This window comes from Brachybacterium sacelli, assembly GCF_017876545.1.
Taxonomy (GTDB): Bacteria; Actinomycetota; Actinomycetes; order Actinomycetales; family Dermabacteraceae; genus Brachybacterium; species Brachybacterium sacelli.
The window spans coordinates 1,998,801-2,016,167 of sequence record NZ_JAGIOD010000001.1; the positions used below are offsets into that span (position 1 = coordinate 1,998,801).

A 17,367-nucleotide genomic window follows, 5' to 3' on the forward strand; every position below is an offset into this window, starting at 1 on the left:
CGCTCAGGAGGAGGTGACCACCGGCATCCCCTCGGAGGGCTGGACCACCACGAAGCCCGGCCCGTGGAAGCCGAGCTGGAAGGACTCTCCGGAGCCGCGCCCGACCAGCGAACTCATCTTGAAGTCGTTCTTGATCTGCGGCTGGAGGTTCGCCGACCAGCACACCGCGGCCTGGGGGTCGACGAAGGTGGGCTGGCGGGAGCAGTCCAGCAGCATGGGCGGCCCGTCGGAGGTGACGGCGACCATCCCCTGGCCCTGCAGGAACAGGTTGAACAGTCCGCCGGCCATGAATCCCGCACCGCCGAGGGACTTGATGTCCCACTGGATGGAGCCGTCGAAGGCGAGCATGTTCTTCGTGTTCAGGGTGAGGGCCTCGCCCTCGAGCTGGATCAGGAAGATCTCGTCGGCCTGGTGGGCGTAGAAGATCTCGCCCTGGCCGGTGGTGCGCATCATGTTGCCGCCCTCACCCGTGGCCATCTTCTTCAGCAGCTTCATGCCGCCGCCGGAGCCCTGGTAGGCGAAGTCCATCTGCCCCTGGTAGGCGACCATCGCGCCGGCAGCGGAGACGATCTCGGGGGCCTGCGGGGTCAGCGAGCAGCGCAGCAGCTTGGAGGACTGCAGGGCCCACCTGTCGGTGGTCTGCCGTTCCTGGTTCGCCGCGTCGAACAGATTGGAGCGCATGGAGGCCCATTCCTCTCGGGTGCCCGGTCCGGCCCGGGTCGCCGCGGCACCCACCGCGCCGCACCCGCGATGGTCTCACGACCTTGCGCAGGCTCGGGAGAGGTGGCGAGCGCGGAATCGGCGTGGAGGCTGTGGGGGAGCGGTGAAGCCGGGGCCTCGGCGGCGGCGGCGGGCCTCGTAGCATGTGCTCATGGTCGAGTCGCATTCCTCCCGCCGCGCCCGCCGCGATCCGCGGCTGATGGCGCTCGCCGAGGAGTCCGGATACGAGATCCAGGGCCAGATCGGCACGGGCGGGATGGGCATCGTCTACCGGGCCCAGGACGCCGACGGACGCGACGTGGCCATCAAGCTGCTGCGCCATGAGGTCTCCGACGACCCCCGGGCGCGCGAGCGCCTGGCCCGCGAGGTCGCCGCGCAGAAGCTGGTGCGCAATGACAACATCGTGCGGATCCTGGATGCGGAGCTGGACTCCTCGGACGCGTTCGTGGTCACCGAGTTCGTGCCCGGCCCGACGCTCGAGGACGCGGTGCGCGCCCACGGCGGGCTGCACCCCGAGGCGGTGCGCGAGATCGGGTTGGCCATGGGCGATGCACTGCGCGCCATCCATGGCTCAGGAGTGATCCACCGTGACCTCAAACCGAGCAACGTGCTGCTGCGCGGGACCACCGAGGAGGACCTGACCGGCTTCGACCCGGACGGCGACCGCCTGGATCCCGTGATCATCGACTTCGGGATCGCGATCGCGGCCGAGGAGTCGCGACTGACCTCGACCGGTCTGGTGATGGGCACCGCCGCCTATCTCGACCCCGAGGTGATCCGCACCGACCACACCGGGGAGGCGGGGGACTGGTGGGCCTGGGCCGCGCTGCTGGCGTTCGCGGCGACCGGTCGCGAGCCCTACGGCAGCGGACGCGCCGACCTGGTCTTCCTGCGCGCCGAGCGTGGGGAGATCGACATCGACGGGGTGCCCATCGAGCTCAGTGACTGGCTGCGCTCCGCCCTGCAGTCGGAGCCGACGGAGCGCCCCGCCCCGGAGGACCTGCTCGCACGCCTGGCCGAGCTCGACCTCAGCCGGTACGAGGACCCGGGGCCGACGGAAGCGCTGCGTGCGGACGGTCGCACCGCGGCGGCGCCGGCCGGTGCGGCCGCCGCCGGAGCCGCGGCCGCAGGTGCCGCCGGAGCCACTGCGGGGGCGACAGGGAGCAGGGGGGAGCCCGAGGGCTCCGGGTCCGACGACGGCGCGGAGCCGGGCACCGAGGTGCTGCCGCGGGTCACGACCCCGTCCGAGCAGCCCACCCAGACCCTGCCGCGAGTGGACTCCCCGGCTGAGCCGGCGACCGAGGCACTGCCGCGCACGGACGCCGCAGAGGATGCGCCGACCGAGGCGCTGCCCGTCACCGGCCCGCCGACCCGACAGATGCCGGTGGTGCCTCCGTCGGCGCCGCCCCCGGAGACGGGCTTCCCCGGTGGCGAGGGGCGCCCGGTCCAGCGCGCCCCGCAGCAGGCCGCCCCGCCCCCTCAGCAGGCCCCGCGCCAGCAGGCGGCACAGACATCTCCGGTGCAGCAGCAGCCGGTGCAGCAGGAGGCGCCGTCGGGACAGGACCCGCGGTGGCAGCAGGGCTACCCCGCGGCGGGGAACGGGCCGATGGCTCCTCCCGGTGCGTGGGCGAACCCGATGCCCCCGCCGCCCCGTCGTTCGCTGCTGGTGTGGATCGGGCACCTGCTGATCGTCACCCTCGCCGCGGTCGCGCCGTACGTGGCGCTGACGGTGTTCCTGCTGCTGGGCGCCCTCGCGCGCACCTGGGAGCGGGCCCACCGCTCCGTGGCCGGGAAGCGCCTGCGCGGGTCGCGGGGCAATGGTCCGCTGTGGGCCGCCGGGATGGCGAGCCCGTTCACGTTCCTGCTGGGACTGCTCGAGATCGTCCTGCAGGCGCTGTTCCCGCTGATCCTCGGCGTCCTGGTGGGGATCGCGATCGACGCCGCCTGGACCCTTCTGCAGGGTGCGGCACCGCCGGACGGTGTCGCCTTCGCCGCCGCGATGGCGGTGACGCTGCTGATCACCTGGGTGGGGATCGGGTCTCGCACCACCCGCAACGGCGCGCACCGGATGCTCGATGCCGCCGCGCCCGACGCGGTCTGGACCGCTGTCGTCGTGGTGCTCCTCCTGCTGCTGGTCGGTGCGGTGGTCTTCACGCTGCTCGCCCGGCAGGGGACGGTCGACTACTTCCCGTTCCCCGGCGGGCCACGGCTGGACGACATCGCGCTGTGGAGGCGATGATCGGCGGAGCCGGTGCGATGCTGTGATCCGCAGCCTCGTGGTGAGCTGCCCCATGAGTCCCGGCCCCGCTCAGGAGCGGACCGTTAAACTCTCACCGACCTGTCACCCACCGCAGCCCCGGAGCGGGGCGAGGAGAATCCATGGCCCCGTCCGGTTCGCCGAAGTCCTCCCCGTCGAGATCAGCGCAGGAGCGCCGCGCCGCCCAGCGTGAGACGTTGCGCGCGCAGCGACAGGCCGAGCAGCGGCGCCAGCGCACGGTGCGCACCGTGGTGATCGCCGCGATCACCGTCGTCGCCCTCGTGATCCTCAGCGGCATCGGCCTTCTGATCTACAAGTCCATGCAGCCCGAGGGGCCGGTCGCCGTGCCCGCCGGGATGAGCGAGGACCAGCCCTACCTCTCCCTCGGCGCCCCCGAGGACTCCGGGAAACCGGAGCTCGAGCTGCACCTCGACTTCATGTGCCCGCACTGCGGAACCTTCGAGGAGATCAACGGCCAGGACGTCGCCGAGATGGTCGAGAAGGAGGAGGTCACCCTCCACCTGGTGCCGCGCAACGCGCTCGACACCGCCTCTTCCTCCGGGGACTACTCCTCCCGGGCGGCCAGCGCGCTGGCCGCCGTTTACGAGGAGGATCCCGCGGTGGCCCTGAAGTTCATGCAGCTGATGTTCGCCAACCAGCCCGCCGAAGGCAGCGCGGGTCTCAGCGACGAGGAGATCTGGGGCTACGCGAAGGAGGCCGGTGCCTCCGAGGCGGTTCAGCCGAAGATCGAGGACGGCGCCTATGTGCGCTGGGTGCGCGAGGTGGCCGACCCCTACGCCTCGTCGGTCGCCTCCGGCACTCCGTACGTCGAGATCGACGGCACGAAGTTCGAGGAGTGGACCACTGAGGGCGCTCTGGCCGAAGCGGTCCAGGCCGCGACCGGGGAGGCAGCGGCCTCCGACGGCGGCAAGTGATGAGCCGTCGCGAGGTCCGCGGGCCGAGCAGGCTCGTCTAGACTGCTAGACCTCAGGGGGCCGGTCGATCCGTCGGTCGGCCCCTCCTGCTGGAGTGGCGCAACGGTAGCGCACCTGTCTTGTAAACAGGCGGTTGCGAGTTCGAATCTCGTCTCCAGCTCGATGACCAGGTGTTATGGATGGAGTGCTTCGAGAGGCTGACCCCTGTCACCGCTTTCACCACCGGATTGGCGTTCGCGGTGACGGCGAACAGGCCCCTCGAGGACGGGGCCTTCGATGTCCGGTGTGCTCTTCCAGCCGCCGTAGACCTTGAGCGTGAACGAAGGGTCCATGTGTCCCAGCAGGGCGGCCAGGCGATGGGGGACTGGCCCTGTAGGAGGAGGTTCGTCGCGTAGGTGCGGCGGAAAGCGTGGGGTATGGCCCACGGGAGGCTCGCGTCCTTGTGATCGAGAGCCTTGCGGAACTTGTGTGGATGTTGGCGCAATCGCGGATGGAGCTACGCTCCGGGGATATCGCGACCAGATCGCCACGAAATGCTCAATCACGCCGCGAGCAGTGGTGATGTGAGCCCGCTCCAGAACGCCACCATCACCGTTGCCGGGCAGGGGCTCACCGCCAGCCCCGAGCTCACTGACGACTCCCGACACGTGATCATAGAGTTGACACATCAAGCCTGTTCACTTCAGGCCAGTAACGGGTCGCGCGTTGCCGCGTGTGCGGCCCCGGTAAATCGGCACCGCACGGCGCGCACGCCGACGTCCACGAGAACGCTCCGTCACTTCTGCGGGCGACGACTTCGGGATGCAGCTTCAGCCTTATCTATCACGGGCCGGAGAGCAATATAGATGCTGCACACCATAGCGGCCATGAGGCCCGCGGCCCAGAAGCTCTCAGCAATCAGGCTGTAGCCGAGTGCGAGAAGTGCGAAGGAGAGTAGATTGGTAGCGATCTCCTGATGGGCTCGTGACTTTCTGTTCAGAGCAGCGCGGATAGCCGTATCCGACTTCGTCGACAGGATGAACCACAGGATGAAGATTCCGCAGGCAGCGATCAAGGTCCAGTGCCAGTCGAGGCGGAAGGGGACGCCCATCAGGAGGGCCAGGCCCGTAACGCCGATGGTCGGCAGTATGGCGACGGTCACTGCTCCGAACAGCAGTGCGGCGACCGTCACCACCGCAAGGAGCTTCATGGGGAGTTCAGACGACAATATTGGTGAGCCACCAAGCCGCCTGTTGCGAGACGTCCGGCGGGATCCCCGCACTCATGAAGCTCGTCGTGAGGGCCGCTTCAGTCCAGGCGTTTGCGTTGTCGAGGCCCTCGAGGATCTTGTCAGTGTATGGCCGGATGGGTTTCGGAATTGCTCCGCGACCATAGCGAAGAGCGGCCTTGGCAGCTTGCTTTATCGCGGTGGGAATGACGCGCGGGGTGATAGTGGATTCGGCCCGAGCTGCAGCCTCTGCTGCAGCATCTGCCGATTCCTTGTCACCCGCGTCTAGCGCGGCCTTCTCGATTTGTCGCCATTCGTCGGCAGTCAGTGGTCGAAGTGTCGACTCCTCATCCTTGTGGGTCTGCGCCCAGGTGGGTGGGGTGAAGGCTGTGATCCCTGCTGTCGACGCGAGCACGGTCGCAGTCCTGAAGAATAGTCGCCGGTCCATGCTCGTCCTTCGCCGTCGTGGGCGGATGGCTACACCTTGCACAAAAACCTGAACATATGTCGACGCTTCGCGTCAACTGAGGCCTGCCTCGAGTTCGAGTCGGGATGGCGGCCAGATGGTGCCGACGGGCGCTGGCAGTAGGGCGCACCTCCTCCCGAATGCAAGCAAGCCCTCTTCCGGCATGTCGCTGGGAGGGGCCTTCGTTGTGTACTCGAAGTGCGGCAAGGCGTGGACGGTGGTGCCGCTACCGCTTTCGTCACCGCTTTGCCTCGAGGGGTTGCATGCGCTGGTGGCTCTGGAGGCGGCCTACGTGCAGGTCAGTGGGAGGAGTGGGGTAGAGCGAGTTTCTCCCAGTAGGCCACCCTCGCAAAACAGGCGGTTGCGAGTTCGAATCTCGTCTCCAGCTCTCTTCACTGCAGTGACGCATCGCGGGCCCCGTCCGCCGCATCCCGGGGAAGCGGACCCTCAGAACGTCTCGTACGTCGCCCTGTTCACCATGAAGCCGTGACCCGTCATGACGTTCCAGCAGGTCATGCCCTCGGAGCGGCTGGTGCAGGCCATGTCGCCGTGCTTCGCGCTGCGCTCGTACTCGAGGGTCTGTGCGTCCTCAGGGAGGGAGGGCGAGCCGCAGTCGAGGCCGGCTTCCTCGCCGCCGACGGCGATCGAGAACGGGCCGTCCTCGCAGTCCTCGAGATCGGCTTCGGAGTAGTTGCTCTCTTCCAGCGAGCAGGAGGCCGAGTCCTCCTCCAGGGTGCAGGAGATGTTCCCGGAAGGGGACTGGAGCGTGTTCAGCTCGATCGCGCCCTCGGGCGCGGGGGAGACGGGGTCCGGTTCCGGGGTGGTGGGCTCCGCGCTCGGTTCCTCCTCGGAGGACTCCGCGGCCGTGGTGGAGCTGTCGCGCTGGTAGGCGTCCTCGTCCTCGCCGAACCAGGCTCGGCCGGCGAAGATCCCGGCGATCAGCAGGATGAGCACGAGCAGCAGGCAGCCGCCGCAGGCGAACCAGGTGCGGCGACGGGAGCGGCCCTCGTCCTCTCCGTCGTCACCGGCGTCGGCAGGAGGCAACGCGCCGGAGGCCGCGGCCGTACCGGCAGTAGTTCCACCAGCAGCAGCGCCACTGTCGGCGACGGTCGGGCCGAGCGGCACCACGCCGGCGTCGTCGGCCACCCGGACGCTGCTGGTCCCACCGGGCGCTGCCGGGTCGGACGTGCCCACGGCGGGCAGAGCGGCGGAGGCCGGGGCCGTGCCCCAGAGCGCCTCGTCGGGGTAGTCGCCCCACACCGAGACCTCCTCGGGCTCCGCGGGGGCCGACGGGGGTGCCGACTGCGTGGACGGGGCCGGGGCGGCGACGGGAGCGTCCGCGGTGTCATCGCGGTCGCGGTCCTCGCCGCTCCCGGCGGGAGGATCGTCAGCGTCGTCAGCGTCGTCAGCGTCGTCAGCGTCGTCAGGGGCGCCCGGGGCGTCGACCGGATCGAGCGCCGCCGTCGCGGGCCCGCCCGCCGCATCCTCCTGTTCGTCGGTGGCCTCCGGATCGGGATCCGCCGCGAGATCAGCACCCTCGGCATCGCCGCCGGCCTGCTCCTCGTAGGCCTGTTTGGCCCAGGGATTCGTGGCGAGGATCCACTGGCGCGCCACCTCGGGGCACGACGGGTTGAGCACGATCAGCTTCTGCAGCTGCGGATGCTTCTCCGTGAGCTCGAGCAGGCGCTCCGGCGTCGTACGCGGATCGCGGGCTTCCTCTGCCGCTGATCGTGGCTCTGCCACAGACGTCTCCCTCGGTGTCGACACGGGCTCTCGGGCGCGCCCAGGACCTCGCCGCAGCAGTGCGAGGCGTGCCGCGGACCCCGAGAGTCTGACACCACGACCCGCGACGGTCCACTCCCGCCGCCGTCGATTCCGGGTTCGCGGTGGCGTCGAGGACGAGAGGCATCCCGATGACCAGCGGCGCAGTCACCGGCTGCAGGTGGTGCCGCGTCGCCGTCGTGGTCTCCTCTGCTCCGTGACGCACTCCATGCGACTGCCGATCACTGGGTCGTGCCCGGACGGAACTCGGGAGCCGCAGAAGGGGACCTGCATCGGCGATCACAGGCACGGCGCGTTCCGTCGGCCCGGGACCTTCACAGCGGTTCTCGCTGTGACCCATTGCCTATTGACCGAACGGCCAATAGCGTGGATCGCATGACGGCATCCACGACTCCGCTCGACATCGCCCGCTCCCTGACCACCCTCTACCTCGTGATCGTCAGCGGGACCGTGCTCGCCCTCGTCGTGCTGAGTCTCGCGGCGCCTCCGCAGGCCCCTGCGGAGGCGTGGATCCACGCGATGATCGTGCTCGTCCTCGGGGTGCTCCTGCCGCTGCGGCTGCGGCGGGCTCGCCAGGGGCGTCGCACCGCGCTGCGCGCGAGCGGTCTGATCGCCGCCGTGCTGCTGCTCGCCAATGTCATCGAGGCACTGGTCCCGGGGCTGTTCCCGGCCTGGATGCGTCTCGAGATGGTCATGATCGCGATACTCATGGCCGGGATCCTCGTGTGCGTCGCCCGGGCGGCGGCCCGCGCCGACCGGGCGGGGGAGGCGGCATGAGCCCGGTGGCCCGGCGGCGACTCCCTCCAGCGGAGCGCCGGGGTCTGATTCTGGAGGCCGCCCTGGAGACGGTGGCCGCGAAGGGATTCGCCGCCGCGAGCCTGGAGGCGATCGCCGTGCAAGCCGGGGTCTCGAAAGCGCTCGTCTCGCACTACGCCGCCGGTCGCGACGAGCTGATGGCCTCGACCGCCCGCGCCGCGCTCGCCCGGCTGCGCGAGGAGGTCGCCCGGCAGGTGGACCTCGAGGCGCCCGTCCCGGACCTGCTGCGGTCCGCGGTCCGTGCGGCGGCCCGTCTCGCGCGATCCCACGAGCGCGAGCTCGCGGCGCTCGAGCAGATCGTCTCCGCCTTGCGCGACGAGCACGGACGCCCAGTGCTCGGCATCGAGGACTTCGAGGAGACCTTCGTCGGTCAGGAACGTCTCCTCCGCCGGGGGCAGCAGGAGGGGTCGATCGCCCGGGAGGCCGACGTGCGAGCCCTCGCCCTCACCTACCAGGGGGCGGTCGAGATGATGATGTCCCAGGTGCGCGCCCGGCCCGGGATCGACGCCGAGGAGACGGCCGACGCGATCGTGGACGTCCTGCTCACGGGGATGATGCCGCGTCCCTGAGGGGCGCTCTCGAGGCCGCCCGCCGTGCTGCCCTCCGGGTGCTCCTTTACCATGGACCGGAGCCCGGCAGGCGACGCCACCCACCAGGGACGGTGCCGAGAGGCCAGGAGGGGACATGGGGCAACAACCGGATCAGGGGCAGTTCGGGCAGGGACAGTTCGCGCAAGGGCCCGGCACACCGGACCCGACGCCGCCGCGGCGCTCGCGCACCGGGATGTGGATCGCGCTGGGCTGTGCGGTGCTGCTGATCCTGTTGCTGCTGATCGCCGTGACCGGGGGCGTGATCTATCTGGTCGGCCGTGGCGGGGGTTCGGAGTCCTCCGCTCCCGAGATGGCGCAGTACTCCGGGGAGCACTTCGGCCTCCAGTACCCGAAGGACTGGGTCGAGGACGAGATCACCGAGGAGGACAAGGAGACCGGCATGGTGCTCGACCTCCGCGACGAGCAGGTCGAGGCCGAGGAGATGGCGACCAACTCCCTGGCCGTGTACGTGTTCGACTCGGATCTGCATGCGAAGGCGGAGTGCGATTCCCAGGCCACCTGGATCGGGTTCTCCTGGGACGAGGTCGAGGACCCGACGGAGATCGACCCTCTCACCCTGGACGGGAAGGAGCTGCCGGCCTATCGCGCCCTGGGGACCCATGATGACCGAGAGGCGATCTCGGAGATGTACTGCGCCGACGTCGGCGACCAGGTGCTGCAGATCATGGTGGAGAGCCACGGTGCGACGGAGGTGTCCCCCGAGATCACCGCGATGCTGGACAGCTGGATCTGGACCGACCCGGCCTGACCGACCTGACAGACCTGACCGTCCGGGCCGATCCGGCCCTCCCGCAGCCGGCGCCTCAGCCGGGGATCCGCCAGTCGATGCCCGCCGCCCCCTGCTGCTCCAGCAGCGCATTGGCGCGGGAGAACGGGCGGGAGCCGAAGAAGCCGCGGGAGGCCGACAGCGGGCTCGGATGCGGGCTCGTCAGATGCGGGACCTGCCCGAGCATCGGGATCAGGGACTGGGCGTCGCGACCCCACAGGATGGCCACCAGCGGGCCGCCGCGCTCGACCAGCGCGCGGATCGCGAGCTCGGTGATCTCCTCCCAGCCCCGTCGGCGGTGCGAGGCGGGCGCTCCAGGGGTGACGGTCAGGACCCGGTTCAGCAGCAGCACGCCCTGGTCCTGCCACGCGGTGAGGTCGCCGTGAGCGGCGCGAGGGATCTCCAGGTCGCTCTCGAGCTCGGTGTAGATGTTCGTCAGCGACCGCGGCAGCGGACGCACGTCGTGGTCCACGGCGAAGGAGAGCCCGATCGGATGCCCCGGCGTCGGGTACGGGTCCTGGCCGACGATGAGCACCCGCACCTGCGACATCGGGCGGGTGAAGGCGCGCAGCACCCGGTCCCCGGCGGGAAGGTACCCGCGGCCGGACTCGACCTCGGTGCGGAGGAACTCGCCCAGGGTGTGGATCCGATCCTCGGCGGGGGCGAGGGCCCGGGCCCAGTCGGCACTGATGATCTCGGTGAGCGGCTTCGGCATGTGAGCAGTCTTCCATCGTCGCCCCGGGTGCGGCGAGCCGTCCCGGGGGCGGCGCCGGCTGCCGCGTAGTCTCTGGGCCATGCCCTCTCGTCCCGCCGGCCACCCCGATGGCGCTGCGCGCTCCGCGGAGACGGACGGGACCGCGCGGGAGCTCGCGGACCCGACGCAGGACGTCTCCGGGCCCGACGCGGGAGCCGATGACACCCCCGCGATGATGTCCGATACGTCACTGCCGGGACCGCAGGGGGCCCTCACGGATCGTGACCGGCAGATCCTCGGGCTCGAGTCGCGAACCTTCCGCTACGTCGGGGCCAAGGAGCGCGCGATCCGCGAGGAGATCGGGATCTCCAAGGTGGCCTACTACGTGCGGCTCAATGCCCTGCTCGACGATCCTGCGGCGCTGCGCGCGGCCCCCGCGGTGGTCAATCGCCTTCGGGGCCGACGCACCTCGGATCACGGCCCCGATGCGGCCGACGGCTCCGGCCGCGTCGCCTGACGGACGCCACCTCCGGGGCGTGTGCTCCGCCGCCGCACCCGGTGGAGCAGGTTTAATGGGGTCGTGGCTGATTCCCAGTATCCGTACCCGCCGGACCGTTTCGACGACGAGGCCGACGCCGTGTCCTTCCATGGCGCCCACCGTGCCGAAGAACCGTTCTGGCGTCAGAACCTGCTCTACATCGTCATCATCGGCGCTGCGCTGGTGATGCTGATCGTGCTGCTCTTCCTCATCGGGGGCATGGGCGGCGGCGGTGACGAGCGCGCCGAGGACCCGACGACCCCGGCCGCCTCGGAGAGCAGCTCCGCGCCTGCGGAGGAGGAGACCAGCGAGGCGCCGCCCGAGGCCGACAAGTCGATCCCGATCCTCGTGGTCAACGCGGGCGGCATCAACGGCATGGCGGGCGCCTGGCAGGAGAACCTCGAGGGCGCGGACTGGGAGGACGTCAGCCTCAACACGTCGGACAACGTCCAGCAGGAGCCGGTCGTGTTCTTCCGCGACGAGGCCGACCAGGAGAGCGCGCAGGCCCTGGCGGACGAGGTCGGCGCCGGGGAGGCGCGCCAGAGCGACGAGTACGACGCCCGGATCACCTTCGTGGCCGTCGAGATGCCCGACGAGGGCGGCGACGGCGGCGGCGAGGGGGACGGCGGCGGAGAGGGCTGATCCGCCCCGCCCCACGCAGCCGCGGACGCGCGCCGGCCTCCCTCCCGGGACGGACGGCGCGCGTTCTGCGTCGTCGGCCCACAGCGGAACCCGTGATCCGTGGCGAGAGGAGTTAGCACTCTCCCGCCCCGAGTGCTTATGATGATCTGGCACTCGATGATCGAGAGTGACAGCGCCGTACGGCGAGGCCGCACTCGGGCGTCGTGAGCCTGATCGGTCGGCGGAGAACCGTCGGCCGGCCACGAACATTCCGGCCCCGTGAGGGATCCGGCGCCGTGGGACATGAACACGGCGCGGGGTACCGTCCGTCGCGGGCACAGGGTCGGGTGGACACCACACCACACGGGAGAGATTCCACAATGGCCAAGCTCATCTCTTACGACGAGGAGGCCCGGCGCGGCCTCGAGCGGGGTATGAACCAGCTCGCCGACGCCGTCAAGGTCACCCTCGGCCCCAAGGGCCGCAACGTCGTGCTCGAGAAGTCCTGGGGCGCCCCCACCATCACGAACGACGGCGTGTCGATCGCCAAGGAGATCGAACTCGACGATCCCTACGAGAAGATCGGCGCCGAGCTCGTCAAGGAGGTCGCCAAGAAGACGGACGACATCGCGGGCGACGGCACCACCACCGCCACCGTCCTCGCCCAGGCCCTGGTCAAGGAGGGCCTGCGCAACGTCGTCGCGGGCGCCAACCCGATCGCGCTCAAGCGCGGCATCGACCAGGCCGTCGCCGCGGTCTCCGAGACCCTGCTGAAGCAGGCCAAGGAGATCGAGACCAAGGAGCAGATCGCGCACACCGCGGGAATCTCCGCGGCCGACCCGGCCATCGGCGAGCTCATCGCCGAGGCGCTCGACAAGGTCGGCAAGGAAGGCGTGATCACGGTCGAGGAGTCCAACACCATGGGCCTCGAGCTGGAGCTCACCGAGGGCATGCGCTTCGACAAGGGCTACATCTCGCCGTACTTCGTCACCGACGCCGAGCGCCAGGAGACCGTGCTCGAGGATCCCTACATCCTCCTGCTGTCCTCCAAGGTCTCCTCGGTCAAGGACCTGCTGCCGCTGCTGGAGAAGGTCATCCAGGCCGGCAAGCCGCTCGCGATCCTCGCCGAGGACGTCGAGGGCGAGGCCCTCGCGGTGCTCGTCGTCAACAAGCTCAAGGGCTCCTTCAAGTCCGTGGCCGTCAAGGCCCCCGGCTTCGGCGACCGCCGCAAGGCGATGCTCGAGGACATGGCGATCCTCACCGGCGGCCAGGTCATCTCCGAGGAGGTCGGCCTCAAGCTCGAGACCGCCGGTCTCGAGCAGCTCGGCCAGGCGCGCAAGATCGTCGTGACCAAGGACGAGACCACCATCGTCGAGGGCACCGGCGACGCCGACCGCATCGCCGGCCGCGTCTCCCAGATCCGTGCCGAGATCGAGAACTCGGACTCGGACTACGACCGCGAGAAGCTCCAGGAGCGTCTGGCGAAGCTGGCCGGCGGCGTGGCCGTCATCAAGGCCGGTGCCGCCACCGAGGTCGAGCTCAAGGAGCGCAAGCACCGCATCGAGGATGCCGTGCGCAACGCCAAGGCCGCCGTGGACGAGGGCGTCGTCGCCGGTGGCGGCGTCGCGCTGCTGCAGGCCGGCAAGGACACCTTCGACACGCTCGCGCTCTCGGAGGACGAGGCCACCGGTGCGAGCATCGTCAAGGTCGCCGTCGAGGCCCCGCTCAAGCAGATCGCGGTCAACGCCGGTCTCGAGGGCGGCGTCGTGGCCGAGAAGGTCAAGTCCCTGCCCGTGGGCGAGGGCCTGAACGCGGCCACCGGTGCCTACGAGGATCTCCTCGCCGCCGGCATCATCGATCCGGTCAAGGTCACCCGCTCCGCGCTGCAGAACGCGGCGTCCATCGCGGGCCTGTTCCTGACCACCGAGGCCGTCGTGGCCGACAAGCCGGAGCCGGCCCCCGCGGGTGGCGGCGACGACATGGGCGGCATGGGCGGCATGGGAGGTATGGGCGGCATGATGTGATCTGCTGATCACCTGCTGCTCCTCCCGGAGCGCTCAGGGCCCCGATCCTCTCCGGAGGATCGGGGCTCTTCGCTGTGCGCGAGGGCGGTGTCTGGCCGGCCCAGCGGCAACAGGTGGCAAGGGGTGAAGCGGGTCGCGGGTCGCCTGACACTCTGTTCGAGGCCGCGACGGAGATGCGGACAGGCACTGCTGCCACCAGCGCGGACGGTGCCCCGGACCCGTCCTGGACGCTCCGTGCGGCCCCGGGACCTCCTGCGGACAGGAGGTTCCACGACCCGCTCCGGTCGGTCTCGCGAGGACAGCCCTCACGGTGGCGCCTCCTCGTGCAGGAGAACCCGCGGGAACATTCCATTCGAGGAGGAATGCAGTGCGAACGTCTCGGTCCCGTCGACCAGGGGTCCTCGATCCCGCCGTCGGCCCCCGCGCGGCCGCGAGGAGGGGCATCGGCAGGCGTGATCTGCTCACTGCGCTCCCCGCCGCCGGCATCGCCGCCGCCGTGCTCGGTGGATGCGCCTCGACGGAAGGTGCCGTCACCGGAGTCGACCGCGTGCTGTCGATCTCACTCGGCCAGACCGAGTCCCACCCCAGCTACGGCTCGCTGGTCTCCTTCGGCGAGCGCCTCGCGGAGGCCACCGACGGCCGCTACGGCGCACGCGTGTACGCGAACAACTCCCTCGGCGACCAGCAGGAGACCGTCCAGCTGGTCTCGGACGGAGCGATCGACCTGGCCGTCATCTCGGGCACCCAGATCGAGAACTCCTCCGCGCGCTTCCTGCCGATGAATCTCCCCGGTGTCTTCGACGACATCGACCACCAGAATCGCGTCATGCTCGACGACTCCATCGTCGGCGAGCTGTTCGCCTCGCTGGAACCGCAGATGCGGCTGACCGTTCTCGGGGGATACACCCAGGGCAGCCGCCATCTGTACACGGCCCAGGGCCCGATCGCTTCCCCCGAGGACCTCGCGGGTCTGAAGATCCGGGTCCAGGAGTCCGAGGTCTTCCTCCGTCTGATCGAGAACCTCGGCGGCGTCCCCACGCCGCTGGCGTACAGCGAGGTCTACACCGCGCTGCAGGCCGGGGTCCTCGACGGCGCGGAGAACAACGAGATCTCGTACGTGACCCAGCGCCATTACGAGGTCGCCAAGCACTTCACGATGACCAACCATCTCGTCGGCTTCGACTTCCTCCTGGCGAGCACCGATCTCCTCGAGGAGATGAGCGAGCAGGACGCCCGGCTGCTGAAGGATGCCTGGAACGAGACCCAGAGCGAGTTCGTGGAGATCTGGAAGCGGGAGACCGACGAGGCGGTCCAGCAGATGACGGAGCAGGGGGTCGCGATCTCGCGGCCCGATCCCGAGGTCTTCGCGCCGATCATCGAGGAGACCGGCGTCTCGATCCTCGAGGATCCACGGGACATCGCGCTGTACGACGCGATCCGCGCCGTCGGCGACGAAGGGAGCGGGCGATGATGATGCGATGGCGTCGGGGGCTGCTGTCCCTGCTCAAGCTGCTGTGCATCGTGCTGTTCTCGGTGCTGGTGCTGGTCGTCGTGTGGCAGGTGTTCACCCGTCAGGTCCTGGGCGCTCCGAGCGCGTGGACCACCGTCACGGCGCAGTACATGTTCGTCTGGCTCGGACTGTTCTCCGCGACGCTCGTGTTCGGCGAGCGCGGCCACATCGCGGTCGAGCTGCTGGCCTCCCGTGCGCCCGGCACGCTGCGCCAGGTGCTGATCGTGCTGGTGCAGATCGGCACGCTGGGCTTCTCGCTGTTGGTGATGGTGTGGGGCGGTGTGCGTGGCATGTCGATGGCGTGGGGGCAGGAGATCCCCGGGTTCCCCTTCACCGTCGGCCACATGTACCTCGCGCTGCCGGTCGCCGGGGTGATGATCGCCTTCCTCGCCCTGGAGGACCTCGTCCTCGCGCTGCGTGGTGACGAGCTGGTCCCGCTCGAGCGGACCGACGACGAGGCCGCGGAGAATGCGGGGCTGGCCGCCGCGGCCGCCGCCACGGGCTCGGAAGCGGGTCCGCACAGCGCACCGCCCGTCCCGACCGACGACCCGAAGGAGCGCTGACCGTGGATCCCGCAGTTCTGGCCGGAATCATCCTGATCATCGGCGTCCTCGTCCTCATCGCCATCGGTGCCCCGGTCGCGATCGCGATCGGACTGCCCTCGGTGGTGGCGCTGATCGCCGTGATCGGCATCGAACCGGCGGTGTTCGTCTCCGCCCAGCGCATGTTCACCGGCGCGAACTCCTTCGCACTGCTGGCCATACCGTTCTTCGTCCTCGCGGGGCAGCTGATGAACTCCGGCGGCGTCGCCGGCCGTCTGATCGACGCCGCCAAGGTGCTCGTGGGCAGGATGCCCGGCTCCCTCGCCCAGACCAACGTGGTCGCCAACGCCATGTTCGGCTCCGTCTCCGGGGCGGCCGTCGCCTCGGCCGCAGCCGTCGGCGGCATCCTCGAGCGGCGCCAGCGGAAGGAGGGGTACGACCCGGCCTTCGCCGCCGCGGTGAACGTCGCCTCCGCCCCCTCGGGCATGCTGATCCCCCCGTCGAACACCCTCATCGTGTACTCCCTGGTGTCCTCGACCTCGGTGGCGACACTCTTCGCGGCGGGCTACGGCCCCGGCCTCGTGTGGATGCTCGCCTGCATCGCCATGGTGTGGGTGGCCGCGAAGCGGCGTCCGGAGCTGGTGGGGAAGGACGCCGGCGGCGCGCAGACGGGCCTGACCCCTGCCCTCGCCGTGCGCACCCTGCTCCGTGCGGTGCCGGCGGTTTTCATGATGGTGATCGTCATCGGCGGTCTGGTGGCCGGGTTCTTCACCGCCACCGAGTCCGCGGTCATCGCCGTCGTCTACTCGCTGGTGCTGGGGCTGATCTACCGGGAGCTGACCGTGAAGAAGCTGCCGGCGGTGATCCTGTCGGCGACGCGGACCACGGCGGTCGTGCTGCTGCTGATCGCCGTGTCCTCGGTGCTCGGCTGGGTGCTGGCGTACGCGACCATCCCGCAGTTCATCGCGCAGGCGCTGCTCGGCGTCTCGAGCTCCCCGGTGGTCGTGCTGCTGATGATGATGCTGGCGCTGCTGGTCGTCGGCATGTTCATGGACCCCACGCCCGCCATCTTGATCTTCACCCCGATCTTCCTCCCGGTGGCTCTGGAGCTGGGCGTCGACCCGATCCACTTCGGTCTGATGATCACCTTCAACCTGTGCCTGGGCACGATCACCCCGCCGGTCGGCGTGATCCTGTTCGTCGGGGCGAGGGTGGGCAGGATGAAGGTGGAGCCGGTGATCCGGCAGCTGCTGCCGTTCTACCTGCCGCTCGTGATCGGACTGCTGCTGATCGTGTTCGTCCCGCAGATCTCGATGTTCATCCCGAACCTCCTGGGCATGTCGGGCGAGTGACCGCCTCGGGGCGGTGGACCGCAGAGAGCTCATGCGGTCCGGACGGCGCAGAATGGGGTCATGACCTACACGCTGCAGGAATCCCTCGTCGTCCCCGCCCCGCCCGAGACGGTGTACTCCGTGGTCAGCGATGTGACGCGCACGGGGGAGTGGAGCCCTCAGTGCCACCGCTGCCGCTGGGACTCCTCGGCGCGGGGGCCGGGCGCCCGCTTCACCGGGTACAACCGCACGCCCGAGCGGGAGTGGAGCACGACCTCCGAGGTGGTCGCCGACGTCCCCGCTGAGCACTTCGCCTGGTCCGTGGGCCCGGGCCGCGTCGAATGGGGGTTCCGCCTGCGCGCCGTCCCCGGAGGTACCGAGCTCACGGAGTACACCCGCACCACGCCGATGATCGCCGAGGTCTTCGCGGAGCGCTACGGCGAGCGGGCCGAGGAGGAGCTCGCTCAGCGCCGGGAGGCCGCGCGGATCGGCATCCCGGCCACGCTCGAGGCGCTGCGCGCGCTGTTCGAGAGCCGCTGAGCCCCGA

The 17,367-nt window shown here is 70.0% G+C and carries 17 protein-coding genes and 1 tRNA gene; 13 read left to right on the forward strand and 5 right to left on the reverse strand.

The window, feature by feature from the left end:
• Positions 1 to 3: 3 nt before the first annotated feature.
• Positions 4 to 681, reverse strand: coding sequence for an AIM24 family protein (locus tag JOF43_RS08925; protein WP_209901304.1), 678 nt, complete (start codon positions 679 to 681; stop codon positions 4 to 6).
• A gap of 190 nt (positions 682 to 871) precedes the next feature.
• Here JOF43_RS08925 and JOF43_RS08930 point away from each other — a divergent pair, with 190 nt between their 5' ends.
• From JOF43_RS08930 to JOF43_RS08940, 3 genes are all read left to right on the forward strand, one after another.
• A complete protein-coding gene (locus tag JOF43_RS08930) occupies positions 872 to 2,959 on the forward strand; it encodes a serine/threonine-protein kinase (protein WP_209901306.1) in 2,088 nt (695 codons plus the stop codon).
• A 140-nt stretch (positions 2,960 to 3,099) separates the two neighbouring features.
• Positions 3,100 to 3,912 (forward strand): DsbA family protein, encoded by an 813-nt coding sequence (locus tag JOF43_RS08935; protein ID WP_209901308.1) that lies wholly within the window; start codon positions 3,100 to 3,102, stop codon positions 3,910 to 3,912.
• A gap of 88 nt (positions 3,913 to 4,000) precedes the next feature.
• A tRNA-Thr gene (locus tag JOF43_RS08940) sits at positions 4,001 to 4,072 on the forward strand.
• Between the two features lie 615 nt (positions 4,073 to 4,687).
• On the opposite strand, the gene JOF43_RS08945 is transcribed toward JOF43_RS08940, so the two are convergent.
• The 3 genes from JOF43_RS08945 to JOF43_RS08955 form a co-directional block, all read right to left on the reverse strand.
• Positions 4,688 to 5,101, reverse strand: coding sequence for a hypothetical protein (locus tag JOF43_RS08945; protein ID WP_209901310.1), 414 nt, complete (start codon positions 5,099 to 5,101; stop codon positions 4,688 to 4,690).
• A gap of 7 nt (positions 5,102 to 5,108) precedes the next feature.
• Positions 5,109 to 5,567, reverse strand: coding sequence for a hypothetical protein (locus JOF43_RS08950; protein ID WP_209901312.1), 459 nt, complete (start codon positions 5,565 to 5,567; stop codon positions 5,109 to 5,111).
• 465 nt (positions 5,568 to 6,032) lie between these two features.
• Positions 6,033 to 7,328 (reverse strand): variant leucine-rich repeat-containing protein, encoded by a 1,296-nt coding sequence (locus tag JOF43_RS08955; RefSeq protein ID WP_209901314.1) that lies wholly within the window; start codon positions 7,326 to 7,328, stop codon positions 6,033 to 6,035.
• Between the two features lie 414 nt (positions 7,329 to 7,742).
• Here JOF43_RS08955 and JOF43_RS08960 point away from each other — a divergent pair, with 414 nt between their 5' ends.
• The 3 genes from JOF43_RS08960 to JOF43_RS08970 all read left to right on the forward strand — a co-directional run bounded on the left by JOF43_RS08960 (position 7,743) and on the right by JOF43_RS08970 (position 9,542).
• Complete coding sequence (locus tag JOF43_RS08960; RefSeq protein ID WP_209901316.1) at positions 7,743 to 8,144, forward strand: hypothetical protein; 402 nt, start codon at positions 7,743 to 7,745, stop codon at positions 8,142 to 8,144.
• Positions 8,141 to 8,752 (forward strand): TetR/AcrR family transcriptional regulator, encoded by a 612-nt coding sequence (locus JOF43_RS08965; protein WP_209901318.1) that lies wholly within the window; start codon positions 8,141 to 8,143, stop codon positions 8,750 to 8,752. Before JOF43_RS08960 ends, JOF43_RS08965 begins: the two co-directional genes overlap by 4 nt.
• Before the next feature lie 115 nt (positions 8,753 to 8,867).
• The gene (locus JOF43_RS08970) at positions 8,868 to 9,542 is read left to right on the forward strand and encodes a hypothetical protein (RefSeq protein ID WP_209901320.1); all 675 of its coding nucleotides are present in this window, start codon (positions 8,868 to 8,870) and stop codon (positions 9,540 to 9,542) included.
• Between the two features lie 55 nt (positions 9,543 to 9,597).
• Here the strand turns inward: JOF43_RS08970 and JOF43_RS08975 are convergent, their stop codons facing one another.
• Positions 9,598 to 10,275, reverse strand: a complete 678-nt coding sequence (locus JOF43_RS08975) for a uracil-DNA glycosylase (protein WP_209901322.1) — start codon at positions 10,273 to 10,275, stop codon at positions 9,598 to 9,600.
• Positions 10,276 to 10,354: 79 nt separating this feature from the next.
• On the opposite strand from JOF43_RS08975, the gene JOF43_RS08980 reads away from it, so the two are divergent.
• The 7 genes from JOF43_RS08980 to JOF43_RS09010 all read left to right on the forward strand — a co-directional run bounded on the left by JOF43_RS08980 (position 10,355) and on the right by JOF43_RS09010 (position 17,360).
• The gene (locus JOF43_RS08980) at positions 10,355 to 10,771 is read left to right on the forward strand and encodes a DUF3263 domain-containing protein (protein ID WP_209901324.1); all 417 of its coding nucleotides are present in this window, start codon (positions 10,355 to 10,357) and stop codon (positions 10,769 to 10,771) included.
• 63 nt (positions 10,772 to 10,834) lie between these two features.
• Positions 10,835 to 11,434, forward strand: a complete 600-nt coding sequence (locus JOF43_RS22965; protein WP_209901326.1) for a LytR C-terminal domain-containing protein — start codon at positions 10,835 to 10,837, stop codon at positions 11,432 to 11,434.
• Positions 11,435 to 11,793: 359 nt separating this feature from the next.
• Entirely contained in the window at positions 11,794 to 13,437 is a 1,644-nt protein-coding gene (groL, locus tag JOF43_RS08990) for a chaperonin GroEL (RefSeq protein ID WP_209901328.1), read from the forward strand.
• 367 nt (positions 13,438 to 13,804) lie between these two features.
• Complete coding sequence (locus JOF43_RS08995; protein WP_342592123.1) at positions 13,805 to 14,908, forward strand: TRAP transporter substrate-binding protein; 1,104 nt, start codon at positions 13,805 to 13,807, stop codon at positions 14,906 to 14,908.
• Positions 14,905 to 15,510: a TRAP transporter small permease gene (locus tag JOF43_RS09000; RefSeq protein WP_209901330.1), complete on the forward strand. Its 606-nt coding sequence runs from the start codon at positions 14,905 to 14,907 to the stop codon at positions 15,508 to 15,510. Before JOF43_RS08995 ends, JOF43_RS09000 begins: the two co-directional genes overlap by 4 nt.
• A 2-nt stretch (positions 15,511 to 15,512) precedes the next feature.
• Positions 15,513 to 16,841 (forward strand): TRAP transporter large permease, encoded by a 1,329-nt coding sequence (locus tag JOF43_RS09005; protein ID WP_209901332.1) that lies wholly within the window; start codon positions 15,513 to 15,515, stop codon positions 16,839 to 16,841.
• Positions 16,842 to 16,901: 60 nt separating this feature from the next.
• Entirely contained in the window at positions 16,902 to 17,360 is a 459-nt protein-coding gene (locus JOF43_RS09010; protein WP_209901334.1) for an SRPBCC family protein, read from the forward strand.
• Positions 17,361 to 17,367 lie beyond the last annotated feature (7 nt).

Excerpts from the sequence above, each read along its gene's own strand:
- JOF43_RS09010 (WP_209901334.1), top strand. The coding sequence starts at position 16,902 with ATGACCTACACGCTGCAGGAATCCCTCGTCGTCCCCGCCCCGCCCGAG.
- JOF43_RS08950 (WP_209901312.1), bottom strand. The coding sequence starts at position 5,567 with ATGGACCGGCGACTATTCTTCAGGACTGCGACCGTGCTCGCGTCGACA.
- JOF43_RS08925 (WP_209901304.1), bottom strand. The coding sequence starts at position 681 with ATGCGCTCCAATCTGTTCGACGCGGCGAACCAGGAACGGCAGACCACC.
- JOF43_RS08980 (WP_209901324.1), top strand. The coding sequence starts at position 10,355 with ATGCCCTCTCGTCCCGCCGGCCACCCCGATGGCGCTGCGCGCTCCGCG.
- JOF43_RS09000 (WP_209901330.1), top strand. The coding sequence starts at position 14,905 with ATGATGATGCGATGGCGTCGGGGGCTGCTGTCCCTGCTCAAGCTGCTG.
- groL (WP_209901328.1), top strand. The coding sequence starts at position 11,794 with ATGGCCAAGCTCATCTCTTACGACGAGGAGGCCCGGCGCGGCCTCGAG.
- JOF43_RS08960 (WP_209901316.1), top strand. The coding sequence starts at position 7,743 with ATGACGGCATCCACGACTCCGCTCGACATCGCCCGCTCCCTGACCACC.
- JOF43_RS08930 (WP_209901306.1), top strand. The coding sequence starts at position 872 with ATGGTCGAGTCGCATTCCTCCCGCCGCGCCCGCCGCGATCCGCGGCTG.
- JOF43_RS08965 (WP_209901318.1), top strand. The coding sequence starts at position 8,141 with ATGAGCCCGGTGGCCCGGCGGCGACTCCCTCCAGCGGAGCGCCGGGGT.
- JOF43_RS08945 (WP_209901310.1), bottom strand. The coding sequence starts at position 5,101 with ATGAAGCTCCTTGCGGTGGTGACGGTCGCCGCACTGCTGTTCGGAGCA.
- JOF43_RS08975 (WP_209901322.1), bottom strand. The coding sequence starts at position 10,275 with ATGCCGAAGCCGCTCACCGAGATCATCAGTGCCGACTGGGCCCGGGCC.
- JOF43_RS08935 (WP_209901308.1), top strand. The coding sequence starts at position 3,100 with ATGGCCCCGTCCGGTTCGCCGAAGTCCTCCCCGTCGAGATCAGCGCAG.
- JOF43_RS08970 (WP_209901320.1), top strand. The coding sequence starts at position 8,868 with ATGGGGCAACAACCGGATCAGGGGCAGTTCGGGCAGGGACAGTTCGCG.